At 57.0% G+C, this 14,159-nt stretch carries 14 protein-coding genes and 1 pseudogene; 4 read left to right on the top strand and 11 right to left on the bottom strand.

All coding sequences use genetic code 11. The features are described 5' to 3' along the window. The first annotated feature begins 200 nt into the window (after positions 1–200). Positions 201–911, top strand: a complete 711-nt coding sequence (locus tag NCR37_RS24150) for an SDR family NAD(P)-dependent oxidoreductase (RefSeq protein WP_250475338.1) — start codon at positions 201–203, stop codon at positions 909–911. A 58-nt stretch (positions 912–969) separates the two neighbouring features. Beyond that, positions 970–1,206 carry a tautomerase family protein gene (locus tag NCR37_RS24145; RefSeq protein WP_250475359.1) on the top strand — a complete coding sequence of 79 codons (237 nt, stop codon included), beginning with the start codon at positions 970–972 and terminating at the stop codon, positions 1,204–1,206. A gap of 162 nt (positions 1,207–1,368) precedes the next feature. Here the strand turns inward: NCR37_RS24145 and NCR37_RS24140 are convergent, their stop codons facing one another. From NCR37_RS24140 to NCR37_RS24090, 11 genes are all read right to left on the bottom strand, one after another. Then, positions 1,369–1,728 carry a response regulator transcription factor gene (locus NCR37_RS24140; RefSeq protein ID WP_250475337.1) on the bottom strand — a complete coding sequence of 120 codons (360 nt, stop codon included), beginning with the start codon at positions 1,726–1,728 and terminating at the stop codon, positions 1,369–1,371. A gap of 169 nt (positions 1,729–1,897) precedes the next feature. Next, positions 1,898–2,539, bottom strand: a complete 642-nt coding sequence (locus tag NCR37_RS24135) for a DsbA family protein (RefSeq protein WP_250475336.1) — start codon at positions 2,537–2,539, stop codon at positions 1,898–1,900. Positions 2,540–3,193: 654 nt separating this feature from the next. Beyond that, positions 3,194–4,129, bottom strand: a complete 936-nt coding sequence (locus NCR37_RS24130; protein WP_250475335.1) for a LysR family transcriptional regulator — start codon at positions 4,127–4,129, stop codon at positions 3,194–3,196. Between the two features lie 917 nt (positions 4,130–5,046). After that, complete coding sequence (locus NCR37_RS24125) at positions 5,047–6,300, bottom strand: epoxide hydrolase family protein (RefSeq protein ID WP_250475358.1); 1,254 nt, start codon at positions 6,298–6,300, stop codon at positions 5,047–5,049. A 213-nt stretch (positions 6,301–6,513) separates the two neighbouring features. Then, positions 6,514–7,080 (bottom strand): VOC family protein, encoded by a 567-nt coding sequence (locus NCR37_RS24120; protein ID WP_250475334.1) that lies wholly within the window; start codon positions 7,078–7,080, stop codon positions 6,514–6,516. Between the two features lie 225 nt (positions 7,081–7,305). Then, entirely contained in the window at positions 7,306–7,596 is a 291-nt protein-coding gene (locus NCR37_RS24115) for a BON domain-containing protein (protein ID WP_250475357.1), read from the bottom strand. A gap of 210 nt (positions 7,597–7,806) precedes the next feature. Continuing rightward, the gene (locus NCR37_RS24110; RefSeq protein WP_250475333.1) at positions 7,807–8,691 is read right to left on the bottom strand and encodes an alpha/beta fold hydrolase; all 885 of its coding nucleotides are present in this window, start codon (positions 8,689–8,691) and stop codon (positions 7,807–7,809) included. A gap of 821 nt (positions 8,692–9,512) precedes the next feature. Continuing rightward, positions 9,513–10,352, bottom strand: a complete 840-nt coding sequence (locus NCR37_RS24105; RefSeq protein ID WP_250475332.1) for an enoyl-CoA hydratase/isomerase family protein — start codon at positions 10,350–10,352, stop codon at positions 9,513–9,515. Positions 10,353–10,632: 280 nt separating this feature from the next. Continuing rightward, a complete protein-coding gene (locus NCR37_RS24100; RefSeq protein WP_250475331.1) occupies positions 10,633–10,878 on the bottom strand; it encodes a hypothetical protein in 246 nt (81 codons plus the stop codon). A 306-nt stretch (positions 10,879–11,184) separates the two neighbouring features. Further along, positions 11,185–11,580 (bottom strand): DUF3331 domain-containing protein, encoded by a 396-nt coding sequence (locus NCR37_RS24095; RefSeq protein ID WP_250475330.1) that lies wholly within the window; start codon positions 11,578–11,580, stop codon positions 11,185–11,187. Positions 11,581–11,663: 83 nt separating this feature from the next. Next, positions 11,664–12,704: an alpha/beta fold hydrolase gene (locus NCR37_RS24090; RefSeq protein WP_250475329.1), complete on the bottom strand. Its 1,041-nt coding sequence runs from the start codon at positions 12,702–12,704 to the stop codon at positions 11,664–11,666. 494 nt (positions 12,705–13,198) lie between these two features. On the opposite strand from NCR37_RS24090, the gene NCR37_RS24085 reads away from it, so the two are divergent. Continuing rightward, the gene (locus tag NCR37_RS24085) at positions 13,199–13,759 is read left to right on the top strand and encodes a GlcG/HbpS family heme-binding protein (RefSeq protein WP_250475328.1); all 561 of its coding nucleotides are present in this window, start codon (positions 13,199–13,201) and stop codon (positions 13,757–13,759) included. Between the two features lie 262 nt (positions 13,760–14,021). Next, positions 14,022–14,159, top strand: a pseudogene (locus NCR37_RS24080) (IS256 family transposase); the annotation flags it as partial.

The raw sequence follows: 14,159 nt of genomic DNA, 5'->3' as shown, positions 1-14,159 counted from the left end.
GAAGTCCACACGCGTTCCCGTGGTAACGCGGGCGTCAATACTCGTGGTTTGCTTTGAAAACCGTGTCGATTCTCTAAGAGAATACAAAGCCTGACACGGAATGTTGTTCGAACAGGCGACTCCACGCACTAGGAGATTGAGGCATCCTGAAGTGACCGACCCTGATCACTGTATCTACTCACCGATTCGGAGCCTAAACTATGAGTGGATCAACGAAAGTAGTCATCGTAACCGGAGCATCGCAAGGCATCGGCGCCGAACTTGTCAAAGCGTTCCGTGCGCGGGACCATATCGTTGTTGCGACGGCCCGGTCAATCAAGCCCGTTGACGATTCGAACATTGTAGCAATCGCAGGAGACATCACTGATCCTACCACGGCGCGACGGGTTATCTCGGCCGGGGTAGCACGCTTTGGTCGCATTGATACACTCGTCAACAACGCTGGCATCTTCATTTCTAAGCCATTCACAGATTACACGGCCGAAGACTACGCAGTCATGACCGCCGTCAACCTAGCAGGTTTTTTTTACATCACCCAACTAGCGATTGCAGAGATGGAGTCGCGATCCAGTGGGCATGTCGTCTCAATCACGACCAGCTTGATCGACCACGCCATCGACGGTGTTCCTTCGGTACTGGCCTCGCTTACGAAGGGTGGGTTGAACGCCGCGACGAAGTCCCTTGCGATCGAATATGCAAAGCGGGGGATCCGGGTGAACGCTGTTTCTCCAGGCGTCATTGCGTCCCCCATGCATGCAACAGAAACTCACGCATCGCTTGGCGCATTACACCCTCTGGGTCATATAGGCGCGATGAGTGATGTGGTCGATGGCGTGCTGTACCTTGATGCTGCGCCTTTTGTCACCGGGGAGATATTGCACGTTGATGGCGGGCAAAGCGCTGGGCACTAAAGTGATCCGTATGGAAAAAGGAAGCACCACCATCACGAACTTTGGCCCGGGGGACAACATGCCCATTGTGACGATCCAGCTTACCCGTGAGGGCACTACGGCCGGTGCGACATCGATAACGGCCGACGAAAAGGCTAGACTGATCAAGGAGGTCAGCGACGCTTTGCTGCGTATCTTGCAAAAGCCGCTCGACTCGACGTTCGTAGTAATTGAGGAGGTCGACCCTCAGAACTGGGGTTGGGGAGGCCTACCTGCTTTAACGTACCGCCAGCAGAGAGCAAAGAAGTCGACATAAAGGCGGCTGCCGAAATGAGACGTCGAGCCGCCGTGTAACTGTTCGGACGAAGCCCGAGTTCTCTGATAGATCGCAACTATTCTGCCGTTCCTCTCTTGAACACACTTGAGACCACCACCGTACGCTAAGGGGCGAGGAAGCCGTTCAAAAGCGCTCGCATCCCTAGATTCCGCGCGCGGCCGCCTGCAAAGCGCAGAGGAGTGCTTCATCATTAAATGGCTTGAATAGGCAACCTTTCGCTCCGACACTGAGTAGTCGACTTCTCAGTGCGTCGTCTTTGCTAGCCGTGATGAACAGGACGGGGACGGTACTGCCGAGGCCCTTCATTCGTTCAAACAAGTCCGGCCCACTCATGTTCGGCATGTTGACATCAAGTATCAAACAGTCAGGCACCTCAACACCGTCGCTTGCGAGGAACGCCTCTGCTGAGGCAAAAACGGATACAGCGTGTCCGACAGCCCGCAGCAGACTCGCGAGAGACCCGCGTACTGCTTCGTCGTCGTCAATCAGAGTAACCTGCATAGTCGCATTCGTTGAAGATTACTGTGAGTCACCAAACCTATGGTTGATGTAAGGTCGTGGGAGCCCGAACTGTGTTTCGAGGATACAACCGTATTAGGTGGCCAGTTGATATTCCTTGGTGGGTCGATACGGAGCGCCGCCCATTGGCCGCCTTGGTCGCCGCTCGACTTCAGGCTGCTTGAGGTTCGATTTGTTCGAGGCGCCGTTGGAGTTCATTCGCAGGCGCGTATCCAGAACTAACGGTGACCGGATAGTTTCGCCCCTCCAGCAGCAACGTCGGAAACGACCTGACACCAAGCGCGCGGGCGACGGCGAAATCGCTCTGAGTCTGCCGTCTCGACTGCGAAGATGCCCAATCTTCGAGAAAGTCACTTGCGCGGACTCTTGCGCCAGCGGCCGACAGAGCCCCGACCGCGACCTCAGCTAAAATCTCCTCGTTTGTCGTATCTTGACCCTTCGCGTAGAACGCGTGCTGCAGAGCGCGAAAGACATTTAGCAAGCCCTCGTTCCCAATGAGCCGACGAGCGGTGACTACGGCGCGACACACCGGTTCAGTATCGTAGATGAATAGTTGACGCGCCACGAAGGCGGCGCGATCAAAAGGGAGACCGCTCAGCGCTTCAACGCGGCTCCAGTGCTGCAGCCGGAACTGCCTTTCCGTGTCACTCAGGACTTCCGTCGTTCCCGCGCTAACTCCGCCTACGACAATTTCGATCTCAAGATCTCTGCGACGTTTCAGCAATTCGGAAAGCTCCTTTCCGAACCCATAGCACCAAGAACACATCGGATCGCCAACGTATATCAATCTCATGTTTTACTCGCGCAACGTCCATTTGATTGCCGCCGATGGCTTCACGGCGACACAGTGACATGCGACGACGATACAGCTTTCGGTCGAAGCTATGAACGCATCGAGCTGAACATCTATTGTTACACGACAGGCCTATCACTTAGACGCCGGGGGCGACGTATGGTCAGGGGATAGAACCATGGAAGCGGCACGGGCGACTGCGCAGCTGCAATCTCGAGACAACGGAGTACTTTCGCAAGGAATTACCGAGTTTCGCCGGAGGTTTGCGGAGGTGCATGTATAGCTGATGTGCGAGCGCCGCAGTGAGCGTAGTCCGTCTCGCAGCCGTCGGATCGATTGCGGCGGTGATCGGTAAGACGGGATTGCGACATCGCGACATCTCAGATGTCGCACACAACGCCACTGCTTGACCTAGCGCGCTATCAAGGTGGGGCGGCGCACGTGCCCGTCTTTCGCGCAGACGGGGCTACCACCCCCTCAATTGCTAAGAGCTTCGTTGACTGGCATCACGATACCAGTGTCTTGTCTTGCGGGTCCCCCGTCGGATTACCAAAACCGTGCAGGACGCGTCAAGATCAGTTCCGCGACCAGCCCCGACCATTCCCGGCGCGGTTCATCATTGGTGCTGATAAGGTCGCAACAACGCGGCGATGGCTAGCGAGACAACGAAGTTGCTTTTCGCTGCTCCAGTCTCTCCATGAGAAAGTCGATGAATGTCCGCACCCGCGACGAGACGTGTTGCGCATGTGGATAAAGCAGCAAGAATGGTCTTGAACATCCACCGTAGGGAATAAGCAGTTCTTTCAGTGTGCCATCGGCAAGATCTCTTTCAACGACGAATCGATATGTCTGAAAAACACCGGCTCCCTCACGTGCAAGCGTAAGTCCCGCGAGCACGTCGCCAGACGTTCCATAGCCACCGCGTGTGATCGCCTGGGTCACCTGCCCATCCAATTCGAACAACCACGGCAGGTTCCGACCGCTGCTCGGCAGCGCATACTGGATGCAATCGTGATGAACCAGGTCCTCAGGCGTTTCGAGTTTGGCAGCTTCCCGGAGATACTGTGGTGCCGCAACGACGACCAGTTCCGCGTCCTCTATCTTACGCGCGATCAAATTGGAGTCGGCCGGCGCGCGACCTCTGATCGCTAAGTCAAAGCCTTCGTCGGCGAAGTCAATGTTCCGGTTGCTTAGATGAGCTTCGACAGTGACGCCCGGATAGCGAGCGCGGAACTCCGCCAGCAAAGGCAGCACACGGTAGTGGCCATACGGCGTCGGCATGCTTATCCGCAATAACCCAGATTGCGATGTTTGTTGGCCGGTCACTTCTAGCTCAGCATCCGCGAGTTGCCGCAGAGCTTGCCTGCATTGTTCAAAGTAACGTCTGCCGGGGTCTGTCAGCCGGACCTGCCTTGTGCTGCGAACGAAAAGGCGCACGCGAAGCCGCCTCTCGAGACGCGCTACCGAACGGCTGACCGCGGCGGGAGTCACGGTGGCAGCCATTGCGGCCAGCGTGAAGCTTTCGAGTTCAGCCGCCAGGCAAAAGAGTTCGATGCTGCCTAGTAGGAGGTCTTTGAATTGACGCTGCATAGTCGCTCCACCATTGTTTCAACTTGTCGTGGCAGTCGGACGTCGCCGGTAGTGTGCTCGATCAGCTCAAGGGAACCCTCCGTCATCTGCAAACTGGAGCTCACGGTTCGATCGCGGAAGCTTGGTCTCATCATCTAGCAACGGTATTCTGCGTGCGCGTTGCACGATCCGCTCAGCCTCGTCCGACGGAAGAAGACGACTTCAACGCGGCAGGGATGAACTCGATTCCCGGGGATACGACACCAAATCAGTTGTGAGCGAGGAATTTAAGGTCAATCGAGGCAGATTCGCATACCTTGAAGGGATAAACAGTTGTGCGCGTCAGTCACAAGTGCTTCGCCAGCCAAACAGTCCGTGGTAGTGCTCGCGCGACTAACAATGCGACCGCGCCTCAATGCATGGATCGACGCCATCGAGGACGAGCGTCGAGTAATAACGTGACGCTCCAAGCGCTTGCCCCACGAACAATTACAGTTGTCTTGTCTTGTCTTGTCTTGTGTCGAGACGCGAAAGGCGGCGTGGCCGCCTCCGGAGGAAAGATGCTTCTAGGGCACTCACCACCGACCAACTTCTCGGTCGGGCTTGGTCAGTTGCTCGCTCAAGCAATGTCGGGTAGACCCAACCGACGGTGATCCGGCGGGCCCGGGCGGCGAAAACTACGTTTTCCCTGGGCTTTCGCCATCCGTAGGTCGCGAATTAGGAGCGCCTCTCGTTGGTCCGCTGAGCATTGCCACAACCCTCCAAAAGAATGAGCCGGCGATAAGAAGCCGAGCAAGGAATGACGACGATTGCGTCCGTGCAACTCTCATCGGTCATCGATGGAGATCAGCAGGCGCCTTTGGCCTCGGCGTAGGTTCCCTCGGCGCCGCGCTTGTATCATTCGGCTCACGACCGCTTTCCTCGAAAACACTACGTACCTACCGCACCGACCGAAAACTTGCCCTGAGCTCTTGTGTAAATACTTGTGGCTGTTCCCACGCCGCGAAGTGGCCACCCTTTGGAAGCTTGTTGTAACGGAGAAGCCGTGGATAGGCCCGCTCCGTCCAACTCTTCGGAGCTGCGTAGATCTCATCAGGGAAGACACTCACGGCAACCGGAATCGGAACGTGCTTGGGCTCGAAGAAGTTCAACTTGTTCTCCCAATAGAGTCGCGCTGAGGATATGCTGGTGCCCGTCAGCCAGTAAAGCGTCGCGTTGTCGAGCACGTCGCTCTGTGTCAATCCTTCTGCCTGACCCTCGAAGACACGTGCAATCAGTGCTTGGCTCCTTGCATCGTGATCGAGCATCCACGCAGCCATACCGATAGGTGAGTCTTCGATTGCGTATAGAGTCTGTGGACGGTTGGCCATTTCGAGTGCATAGCCGAGGCCGTGCTTGTAGAAGAAGTCTAACTGTTCGAAAGCATGTCGTTCCTCGGCAGAAAGGCTTGCTGGCGCCGGTTCGCCGTTCTTTAGCGTGTTTGCGATATCGTTTGGCACAGTCGCTGGCATGTTGGTGTGGATGGCGAGCAGTCCAGGAGGCGACAACAATGCCATTTGCTCCGTAACAGCATTCCCCCAATCACCGCCCTGCGCAACATATTGCGTATATCCAAGGCGCTGCATGAGCTGAACCCATGCCCGTGCGATACGTGCGGGATCCCAGCCCGTGCTTAGGGGCTTGCCTGAAAAACCGTAGCCAGGAAGCGATGGGATAACAACATCAAAAGCCTCTTGCAACTCACCACCATGCGCGGTCGGATTCGTGAGCGGATCGATAACCTTCAGTTGCTCGATGATCGACCCCGGCCATCCGTGAGTAATGATAATCGGCAGAGCGTCCGGATGCCGGGAGCGGACGTGGATGAAATGGATGTCCAGTCCGTCGATCTCGGTGATGAATTGCGGTAGCGCGTTCAGTCTGGCCTCCATGATCCGCCAGTCGTATGTGGTGCTCCAAGAAGTAGCGATCCGCTTCATAGTCGCTAATTGCACGCCTTGTGTTGCGTCGCTCACCGTCTCCTTCGTGGGCCATCTGGTCGCGTTGATTCGCCGTCTCAGGTCGACGAGTGCAGACTCGGGCACGTCAATCCGCAGCGTCCTCACCGCGCCGTCACCACCGCCACTTACCTGTGCGATGTCACTGACGCTGGTATCGGCTGTCGCAAATGGGCTGGATGAACCGGCCAACATCGCTAGCGCCGTGAAACCAATGAAACGTCGGCGCGTCGGCGTATTGGGAAGGTCTACAGTAGGCACGTGAGTCTCCCGCTATCTAAGTGGTTGCATGGGACGGCGCAGCGATGGACATTGGAAGGTGCGAACGTAAAACCGCATGAGCGGATATACGTGGCTCACTGTCCCTGCCTGCTCGTCGTCGTTATCCGATTGATTGTGCGGTTCGCGCTAAGCCATCGCTCCGTGCAGAGCTTTCAAGACCTGAGTAGTGAAGCGTGCATCGCCCAATTCGACATCGGCTGACAATCGCGCGGTCACCTCTTGCAAGGTCCAGCGGTTACCGTCTGGATCGCTAAATGACGAGAACGACGCATAGCTTTTTCGCTGTGGGTTTATGCCAGTGACTCTATCCTTCCCGTCCGCGTGGTGGAACACGCCACCTGCGTCGTGGAACGCCTCACCGACTTGGACGCCACGACGCAGCAAATCCGCACGCACCGCGTCAAGGTCGGAAACAATGAGGTAGAGACCTTGCGCATTCCCGGGGGACGCCATGGTCACGTTGGTACCAAATATTACGGAGCAGGCGGAGCCGGGAGGCGTGAACTGAATGACGCTGTAACCGTCGTCATCCGTGAAATCGAAGTCCAGGCGCCACCCTAGATCTCGATAGAATTTCTTCGACCGATTTACGTCTGATACCGGAATCACGACGATCTCGAGTTTCATTTCGTACGCTTCGGGAGACAATGACACAGGTTCTCCAATTTCGGTTTTCTTCGCACTGTCGTACATCTCTCCTCCTAAGGTTATCCGGCCATTGTTCTGGCGGTGATCGAGCCGTGGGCCGGCGACAATACGAACCACAGCCCCCCGGTCCGAGCGGCGCAACCAAATCGCCGTTGCGGAGAAATGGCGCCACCCATGCAAGTTCCCTCAATCGCGCGGGGCCTGCGCAAGGAAAGCGTGCCACGGTCGTTTGCTGTAACGTCGATCACGGCGCAGGTCGCGACTAGACCTTCAGTGGCCGGGCTCATTGATCGCTAGCCGGTTGTCCACTCGACTGACGCCCGACACTTTCGCTGCCGCAGCGGCTGCAGATGTGATCTGGGACTGATCCGGTGCGCTACCAGCGAGCGTTACGGTGCTGCCATGCGCCAGAACATTAATCCGGGAGGAATCTAATCCCTTAACCTTTGTTAAAGAACGACGGACTGCATGACCTAGAGCGCGATTTTCAGCGCGCGCCGCCGCCTTGCTATTTCCTTCGCTGCTGACGGACGTTGAATTCTCGGCTGATGCTGTCTGCATACCGCCTAGGATGGCGCTGCTTAGCGCGGTCACGGTTGCAACAGTAAAGTAGAACGCACGCGGTCTCATGTTTGGCTCCTGTCGGTGAAGATCTACGAAAGCTGACGAACGTAGCACGATGAGTTTTTATTAGATACGCGCGCGCGGTAGCCTTCAATTGTCGCCACGTATAGTTGCGCGCGCCATGAGTATCGGTCCGAAAACAATGGTCTAGCTGCCCTCAGGGGGAACTGCGCGGCGGGAACGGTTGAGGAAGTCCTTGAGAATGACGCAAACCTCACTAGCTTTTTCGTCGAGTGCGAAGTGCCCGGCGTCAAGCAAATGCACCTCAGCATGCGGAACGTCAGCGCGATATGCGTCCGCTTCGCTCGGCAAGAAGGAGGGGTCGTAGCGGCCCCACACCACGAGGGTAAGCGGTTGGTGGATACGCAGCCACGCCTGCCACCGTGGGTACGAGGCCACGTTCGTCTGGTAGTCGTGGAAGAGATCGCTTTGTATCTCGCGTTGACCCGGACGTGAGAGAAACGCATACTCATCGGTCCAGAGGTCCGGATCATAGAAAGCTGGGTTGGGGCTCGCGCCTACGTGGCGCTCTTTTGCAGCCTCGAGTGACATCAGATTCTGTTCTACTGCTGCCTGATGCTTTTCCCGGTTGGCCCAGAAGGCGCGGCGCGTTTCCCAAAGAGGGCCGAGCCCCGACACATGCGCCACGGCGTTCTGAATAATCAGAGACTCGACGCGTTCCGGGTGTGCAAGTGCAAGGCGGAACCCTACAGGGCCGCCATAGTCTTGCATGTAGATCGCGTACGACTCCAGCCCCAATGCTTCCACGAATCGATTCATGATCTCCGCTAGGCAATCAAACGTATATGCGAATGTGTCCGGGCCCGGGGCGTCGCTGTGACCGAACCCTGGATAGTCCGGTGCGATCAGGCGGAATTCATCGCCTAGCGTTCTTAGAAGCGGCTCGAACATGCGTGAAGACGACGGGAAGCCGTGTAAGAGAAGCACGGCCTGACAATGATCGCGCCCGGCTTCGCGATAGAAGATAGACAGCCCATCAACTTCGATCCATTGGTAGCAAACTTGCGACATAGCGAGTTCCCTTTTTGCGCGTTTCTCTCGACGACACCATTGCTAAAGCCCAAGCAGCAAGAGCGAAGCGGCGCTCCAAGCTTGCGCTACTCAGTCAGGGGCAGCCAGTCTCTGACGCCGGGGTACGGCCGCGAAAGCGCCCGAACGCTCGGCTATTTGAGTAGAGTCGGCCGTCACAAAAGTACAACAGCGGACGAGTCGCACCGCTCCCCTACTGCGTACGGAGCGATGGCGTCTCTCCTATCGGCTCTTGATGCAAGGGCTCTCGTTAGGTGAGCACCGCGGTCGGCAGGAGAACCCTCAACTCAACGTCGCACGAGCTATTGACCGCCCTTGTAGATATTGCAAAACGATGCCGGGCCTGCGCACGCGGGCGGTTGACTGCGAACCTCTCTGTGGCTAGCCCCAAGTTCTGACTGGGCGCGATTGCCACCGTAACCGGATGCATTGGCGGTAGGGTTGGCGCTGGGATTGCCCTGGGATAACGACCCCTCAACATGCGTTGCGTCCTGCGCTCGCACAGATAGCGCCATGAAGGCTGCTGCGGAGGCCGCCACGAAAAAAAGATTCCTGCCCATGATTCACCTTACTATGTAGGAGTATGTAATGCCCCATTGGGTCACACATCAACAAGGTAGAGGTGTTGCTCAAGTGGTCAACCTGACAGCCGAGTGCCTAGGGCACCGTCATGCACCGGGGCTAGTGGCACAAATTAGCGATCCTGCTTTAACGAGCACGTCCACATGTCTTTCGACGCATATGGCCCTTCAGCGGTGCCCAGGGTCAGCGCATAGTGTTTACGGCGGTCGGTGCCGCGCCTGCTAACGCCACAGCGTAGCTGTGTGGTAGCCAAGCCGCGCTTCGACGTCGCCACTTTCTTGCAACCCCAGCTCCATCAGTCGACCAATCTTCTCCTGCGCCACCGGACGGCCGACGGAGGTGATGAACGCGTCCCATTCGGACGCAAGCGCTGAATCCGGTGGTAGCGTAGCGGCGTTGACGTGCTGCTTTATTACGCTAAGAGAGTGCTTATCGAATGAAGCGATGCGCGTAGCTATACTATCGACAAACGCGTCAAGTTCGCCGTCCGGGAACGATCTGTTCACGTAGCCATACCGCTCGGCCAGTGCACCGTCGATATCGTTCCCACTTGTCAGTACCTCCATTGCGCGGCCCCGTCCGATCAAGTGCGATAGACGCGTCATGGGTCCGCCGCCCGGCACAAGACCGACACCGATTTCCCATTGCGACAGTAGTGCTCCTTCGTTGCTTGCAAAGCGCATGTCGCTTGCGAGCGCTAGTTCACTGCCTACCCCCGACGCCCGACCTCGGATTTTTGCAATTGATATCACCGGCGCGCGGCCGATCCGGGCGAGCATATCCGGCAACGGCGGCAAGCCCGTGGGGCCATTCGCTAATTCCGTAGTCGCCTCTAACGGCGGAACGAAGTCATAGTGAGTCATGAAAAAGCCAGCGACCGCGCTCTCGAAGACCACGACCTTCACATACGGATCGGTTTCCATTGATGTCACCACAGCGTTGAGCTTCGGAATTGTATCGGGCCCAAAAATATTGAACGGTGGATGATCGAAAATGACCCGCCAATGGGACGGGCTGATGTAGTCGATGCGAACTTGTGCATCGCCGTTGTGCAGGCTCATGATTCCATCCGATGATGTTATTGAGGTCCACGCGGACTTACGCGGTAATCCTTCGTCGCCGGCATCACTTTCGCCATTACGCTCCAACGTTCCCTAAAGAGTCCGGCGTAAGAGCACTATAGGCGCTCCCGGGACGCGCCATCCTAGAAGCTCATACCAACGTATAGCGTCCGATACAAAATGGCGGTGCAAAGAACTCGCTGCACGTCCTGGCACCGGGCAGTGGAGATTGACGGTACAGTGCCGGCAGCCGAGTTTGCATGGTGGCGCCCCGCATGATTCAGGCGGCAAGCCCCACTGGGCTCATCGACGGACGGTTTGCCTGGGGCGGGAAGACGTTCCACGTACCGTCCTCGTGGCGAAAGAAAATGATCGAGATTAGGGTATCGTGATGCCAGGTTTCTATGCGAACATAGCGCGTACCGGTGTGCCTGCGGCAGAGTTGAGCAACCCGCGCAGGATGCGTCACGGTTGGGGCGAGCCATTTATCGACCGCACTGTGCAGCGAGTTTGTAGCGACTTTCATGACGCCTTCCCTTCGGCGAAAGCGCAAAAAGTATTCGCGCCGTAGTGGGTGAGCGAGAATCACTAGAGGGCGACGCTCCAAGGCGGTATAGCTCGAAGCCACCCTTGTGGCGAGTAAACGGTAATTCTCGCGAAGACATAGCGGTCACGCAAATGTGTCAGCGGCCACGCCTTATATGCTGCTCCGATAAGCACGGAGATCGTCGGGCCTGCGGCATTCAGTCCGCGCGTAGTAAATGCATTGGCGATGTTGGTTTCGACCGGATGTACCGCAATTGCGCACAGTAACGCACGGCGCGTGCCGCTTTCATATCGGCACCTCGCTTTCAAGCACCGATGCGAGAATCATCGCGTGCGAATTACACACGGCCGTTCGTCTGCTAGGCCGATAGACGTAATCGCGCGGCGCGATAGGCTGGCCGCTCATGGCACATACTCCATGGCATCGTGCCCGAGACATTTTCCAAGTTTGGTCGCCGTAATGACAACGCGTTGCGTCTTGCCAGCTTACGACCACTGTCGTGGAATCCAGGCGTTCGATCAATCGTACATTGAGCGCGCGCCGCCACGTTTGTGTATCTGTTGTGGTCACCTTATGTTGATACCCGCGTATAGCGGGGCTGAGGTTGGCTTTGTACGATCGTCCCCGCAGCGTGACAATTATCTGTGCCCAAGGGTCTGCGCCTTTCCAGTCGGTGTCCATGAATGCGCTCCTCTTAAATAGCGCCGCGCTCGCCAACGTGACCGCGTCTTCGGATCACCAGGGAGTGTCGTCCTCTCGGGGGCTCATAGCTTCGCCGCTTGCACTATCGCTTCTGCGAAAGCGTCGGGTGCCTCCTGAGGCAGGTTGTGCCCAATACCGCCGCCGATGGTCCTATGCTGATATTTGCCGCCGAACTTCTTCTTGTAAGACGTCGGCTCGGGGTGCGGCGCGCCGTTGGCATCACCCTCGAGCGTAATAGTTGGAACGTCAATCTGTGGTGCATCCGCTAGTCGGCGTTCCAGCGCATCATAACGGGGCTCACCCGGTGCTAGACCGAGTCGCCATCGGTAGTTGTGAATGACGATTGCAACATGGTCCGGATTACGAAATGACGTTGCGCAGCGTTCGTAGGTCGCATCGTCGAACGACCATCTAGGCGAGGCGAGCTTCCAGATAAGTTTATTGAACGCATCGATGTTCGTCGCATATCCGCGTGCTCCGCGGTCGGTGGCGAAGTAGTACTGATACCACCATTGCAGTTCGGCCGACGGTGGCAGTGGCGTCATGTTTGCCGCCTGGCTGCCGATCAGATAGCCACTGACTGACACCAGCGCTTTCACCCGTTCCGGCCACAACGCAGCAATGATGTCAGCAGTGCGAGCACCCCAGTCATAGCCGCCTAGCACAGCCGAGTCGACTTTCAAGGCATCCATAAGCGCGAGAGTGTCTAACGCGGTCACGACTTGCTGGCCATTTCGGGGCGTGTCCGAAGAAATGAATCGCGTCGATCCGTAGCCGCGCAAATACGGAATCACCACGCGATAACCCTCAGCCGCTAGCAGTGGAGCAACTTCCACGTAACTGTGAATATCGTATGGCCAACCGTGCAGCAGTAAAACCACGGGGCCTTCCGGCGGCCCGACTTCGGCATAGCCCACGTTCAGTACGCCGGCATTGATCTGCTGAATGGTGCCGAATGTAGCGATGGCATTTCCTGTTCCGGCCGTTACAGCGCTGTTCACCGTCTCGTACCCGGCTCGACTTAATCCTGTATGCGCGACGCCCGTCATAGCGATGGCCGCTCCGACAACGCGACGGCGTTGGATATTGACGTGATGACGCATTCTGTATCCTCGACTTCTATCTAGTTTAAGGAGCCGCTCCTTGCCGATCGAAGCATCACTCGGGGGGCGCGGAACCATGTCTGAATACGACCAGTAGCCGTTTGGCCGGCCTCTTCTATCAGGTGACTTCGCCGTGCAAACGTCCTCCTTAGCAAGTCGAACCATCCTGTCGCCGCGCAGCCCTATCGCAACAAGAAGCCGATTGGCCTTCTTCGTTCACGACGGCATCGCTAGACGCAGTTCCGGAGTGTGCGCGGCACCAGGTTCGGTGCCAGCACAAACGCTTTTGACCTCGGTTGCGTTGAGACCCTGTGTTGCCTAGTCATTTCGAGCAAGATCTCGTGCGACAGACGGCGCGCTCGCACGCTAGCCGGCACTTGCTTCCATTTAACTGGTAAGCGATGTTGGTGTCGACGGAACATTGGTATAGGTCCGCATACGTAAGTGTGACTGCAATGGGTCTCGCAGCTAGCTATCCTTGAACGCATAAGCCGATGAAGGTGACCATTTGCGCAAAGACCGCGGAGATTGACGTGAAATGTCTTGTGACTGCACTGTACTTCGTGATGACGTTTCTGGCTCGCACGGGCAACGCGGAGGAAAACGAAGTGTCGGAATACAACCGATACTCGTTGCCTTTGCGGCTAGCAATCGAGGCCGCGCAAGAAGCAATTCGAGTATGCGAGGAAAATCATTACTGGGTGTCTGCTACAGTCGTTGATATGGATGGTGTTACTCAACTGGCGATGCGCGGAGACAAGGCAACGGTACATACGGGGGAGTCGAGCTTTCGGAAGGCGTTTACGGTGGTCACGCTGGGTCCTGAGTTCGACTTTGACCGTTCAAGCGGCTTCTTTGAGCTTGTCAAAACAAACCCGTTCGCGCCGCAGCTTGCGACCGTTCACAACGTGATGGCCTTGCCGGGTGCGGTCGCCTTTAAGGTCAATGGCCGAATTGTGGGGGCTCTTGGCATCGGAGGCGCGCCTGGCGGAGATAAAGACGAGGTATGTGCGGCAGCGGGTGTTGCAAAGGTCGCAGAACAACTGCCGCACTAGTGCACTACATCTTTTAGTACGGTCATTGGCAGAATCATATGACTGAAACCGCGCGCGGGTACGGGCGCTTTTAGCGAGCGACTGGCCGACATCCGTGCGCGGCGTCCCGGGCACGCTCGCCCCTATGTGAATCTTTGCACGTCGTATCGGCAATGTCCCGGGCGTAGTTGAAGGTTGAAGGCGGCGGTTCCCCGTTGGAAATCCGAGAGAATCGGGTTTCGACGACCAACTTCCCGGACAGGGAACCAAGGAGAACCGCCTTATGAAGCGTACCAAGAAGAAGGCCCAAAGCGCCAGCGCGCCGTTGCACGTGGTGCCCAAGCAGGACCCGGAAGGACTGCGTGCCTGTTTTGCCGAGAACAGTCAGATCCTGTTGCCCATGCTCGATCTGATTCAGAAC

This window comes from Caballeronia sp. GAFFF1 (assembly GCF_023630705.1).
Taxonomy (GTDB): domain Bacteria; phylum Pseudomonadota; class Gammaproteobacteria; order Burkholderiales; family Burkholderiaceae; genus Caballeronia.
Note: the sequence above shows the minus strand (reverse complement) of the source record. Positions and strands in the feature narration are given on the sequence as shown.

Excerpts from the sequence above, each read along its gene's own strand:
- NCR37_RS24115 (WP_250475357.1), bottom strand. The coding sequence starts at position 7,596 with ATGCAGACAGCATCAGCCGAGAATTCAACGTCCGTCAGCAGCGAAGGA.
- NCR37_RS24130 (WP_250475335.1), bottom strand. The coding sequence starts at position 4,129 with ATGCAGCGTCAATTCAAAGACCTCCTACTAGGCAGCATCGAACTCTTT.
- NCR37_RS24125 (WP_250475358.1), bottom strand. The coding sequence starts at position 6,300 with ATGTTGGCCGGTTCATCCAGCCCATTTGCGACAGCCGATACCAGCGTC.
- NCR37_RS24105 (WP_250475332.1), bottom strand. The coding sequence starts at position 10,352 with ATGAGCCTGCACAACGGCGATGCACAAGTTCGCATCGACTACATCAGC.
- NCR37_RS24135 (WP_250475336.1), bottom strand. The coding sequence starts at position 2,539 with ATGAGATTGATATACGTTGGCGATCCGATGTGTTCTTGGTGCTATGGG.
- NCR37_RS24110 (WP_250475333.1), bottom strand. The coding sequence starts at position 8,691 with ATGTCGCAAGTTTGCTACCAATGGATCGAAGTTGATGGGCTGTCTATC.
- NCR37_RS24095 (WP_250475330.1), bottom strand. The coding sequence starts at position 11,580 with ATGGACACCGACTGGAAAGGCGCAGACCCTTGGGCACAGATAATTGTC.
- NCR37_RS24145 (WP_250475359.1), top strand. The coding sequence starts at position 970 with ATGCCCATTGTGACGATCCAGCTTACCCGTGAGGGCACTACGGCCGGT.
- NCR37_RS24085 (WP_250475328.1), top strand. The coding sequence starts at position 13,199 with ATGAAGGTGACCATTTGCGCAAAGACCGCGGAGATTGACGTGAAATGT.
- NCR37_RS24150 (WP_250475338.1), top strand. The coding sequence starts at position 201 with ATGAGTGGATCAACGAAAGTAGTCATCGTAACCGGAGCATCGCAAGGC.
- NCR37_RS24100 (WP_250475331.1), bottom strand. The coding sequence starts at position 10,878 with ATGAAAGTCGCTACAAACTCGCTGCACAGTGCGGTCGATAAATGGCTC.
- NCR37_RS24140 (WP_250475337.1), bottom strand. The coding sequence starts at position 1,728 with ATGCAGGTTACTCTGATTGACGACGACGAAGCAGTACGCGGGTCTCTC.
- NCR37_RS24120 (WP_250475334.1), bottom strand. The coding sequence starts at position 7,080 with ATGTACGACAGTGCGAAGAAAACCGAAATTGGAGAACCTGTGTCATTG.
- NCR37_RS24090 (WP_250475329.1), bottom strand. The coding sequence starts at position 12,704 with ATGCGTCATCACGTCAATATCCAACGCCGTCGCGTTGTCGGAGCGGCC.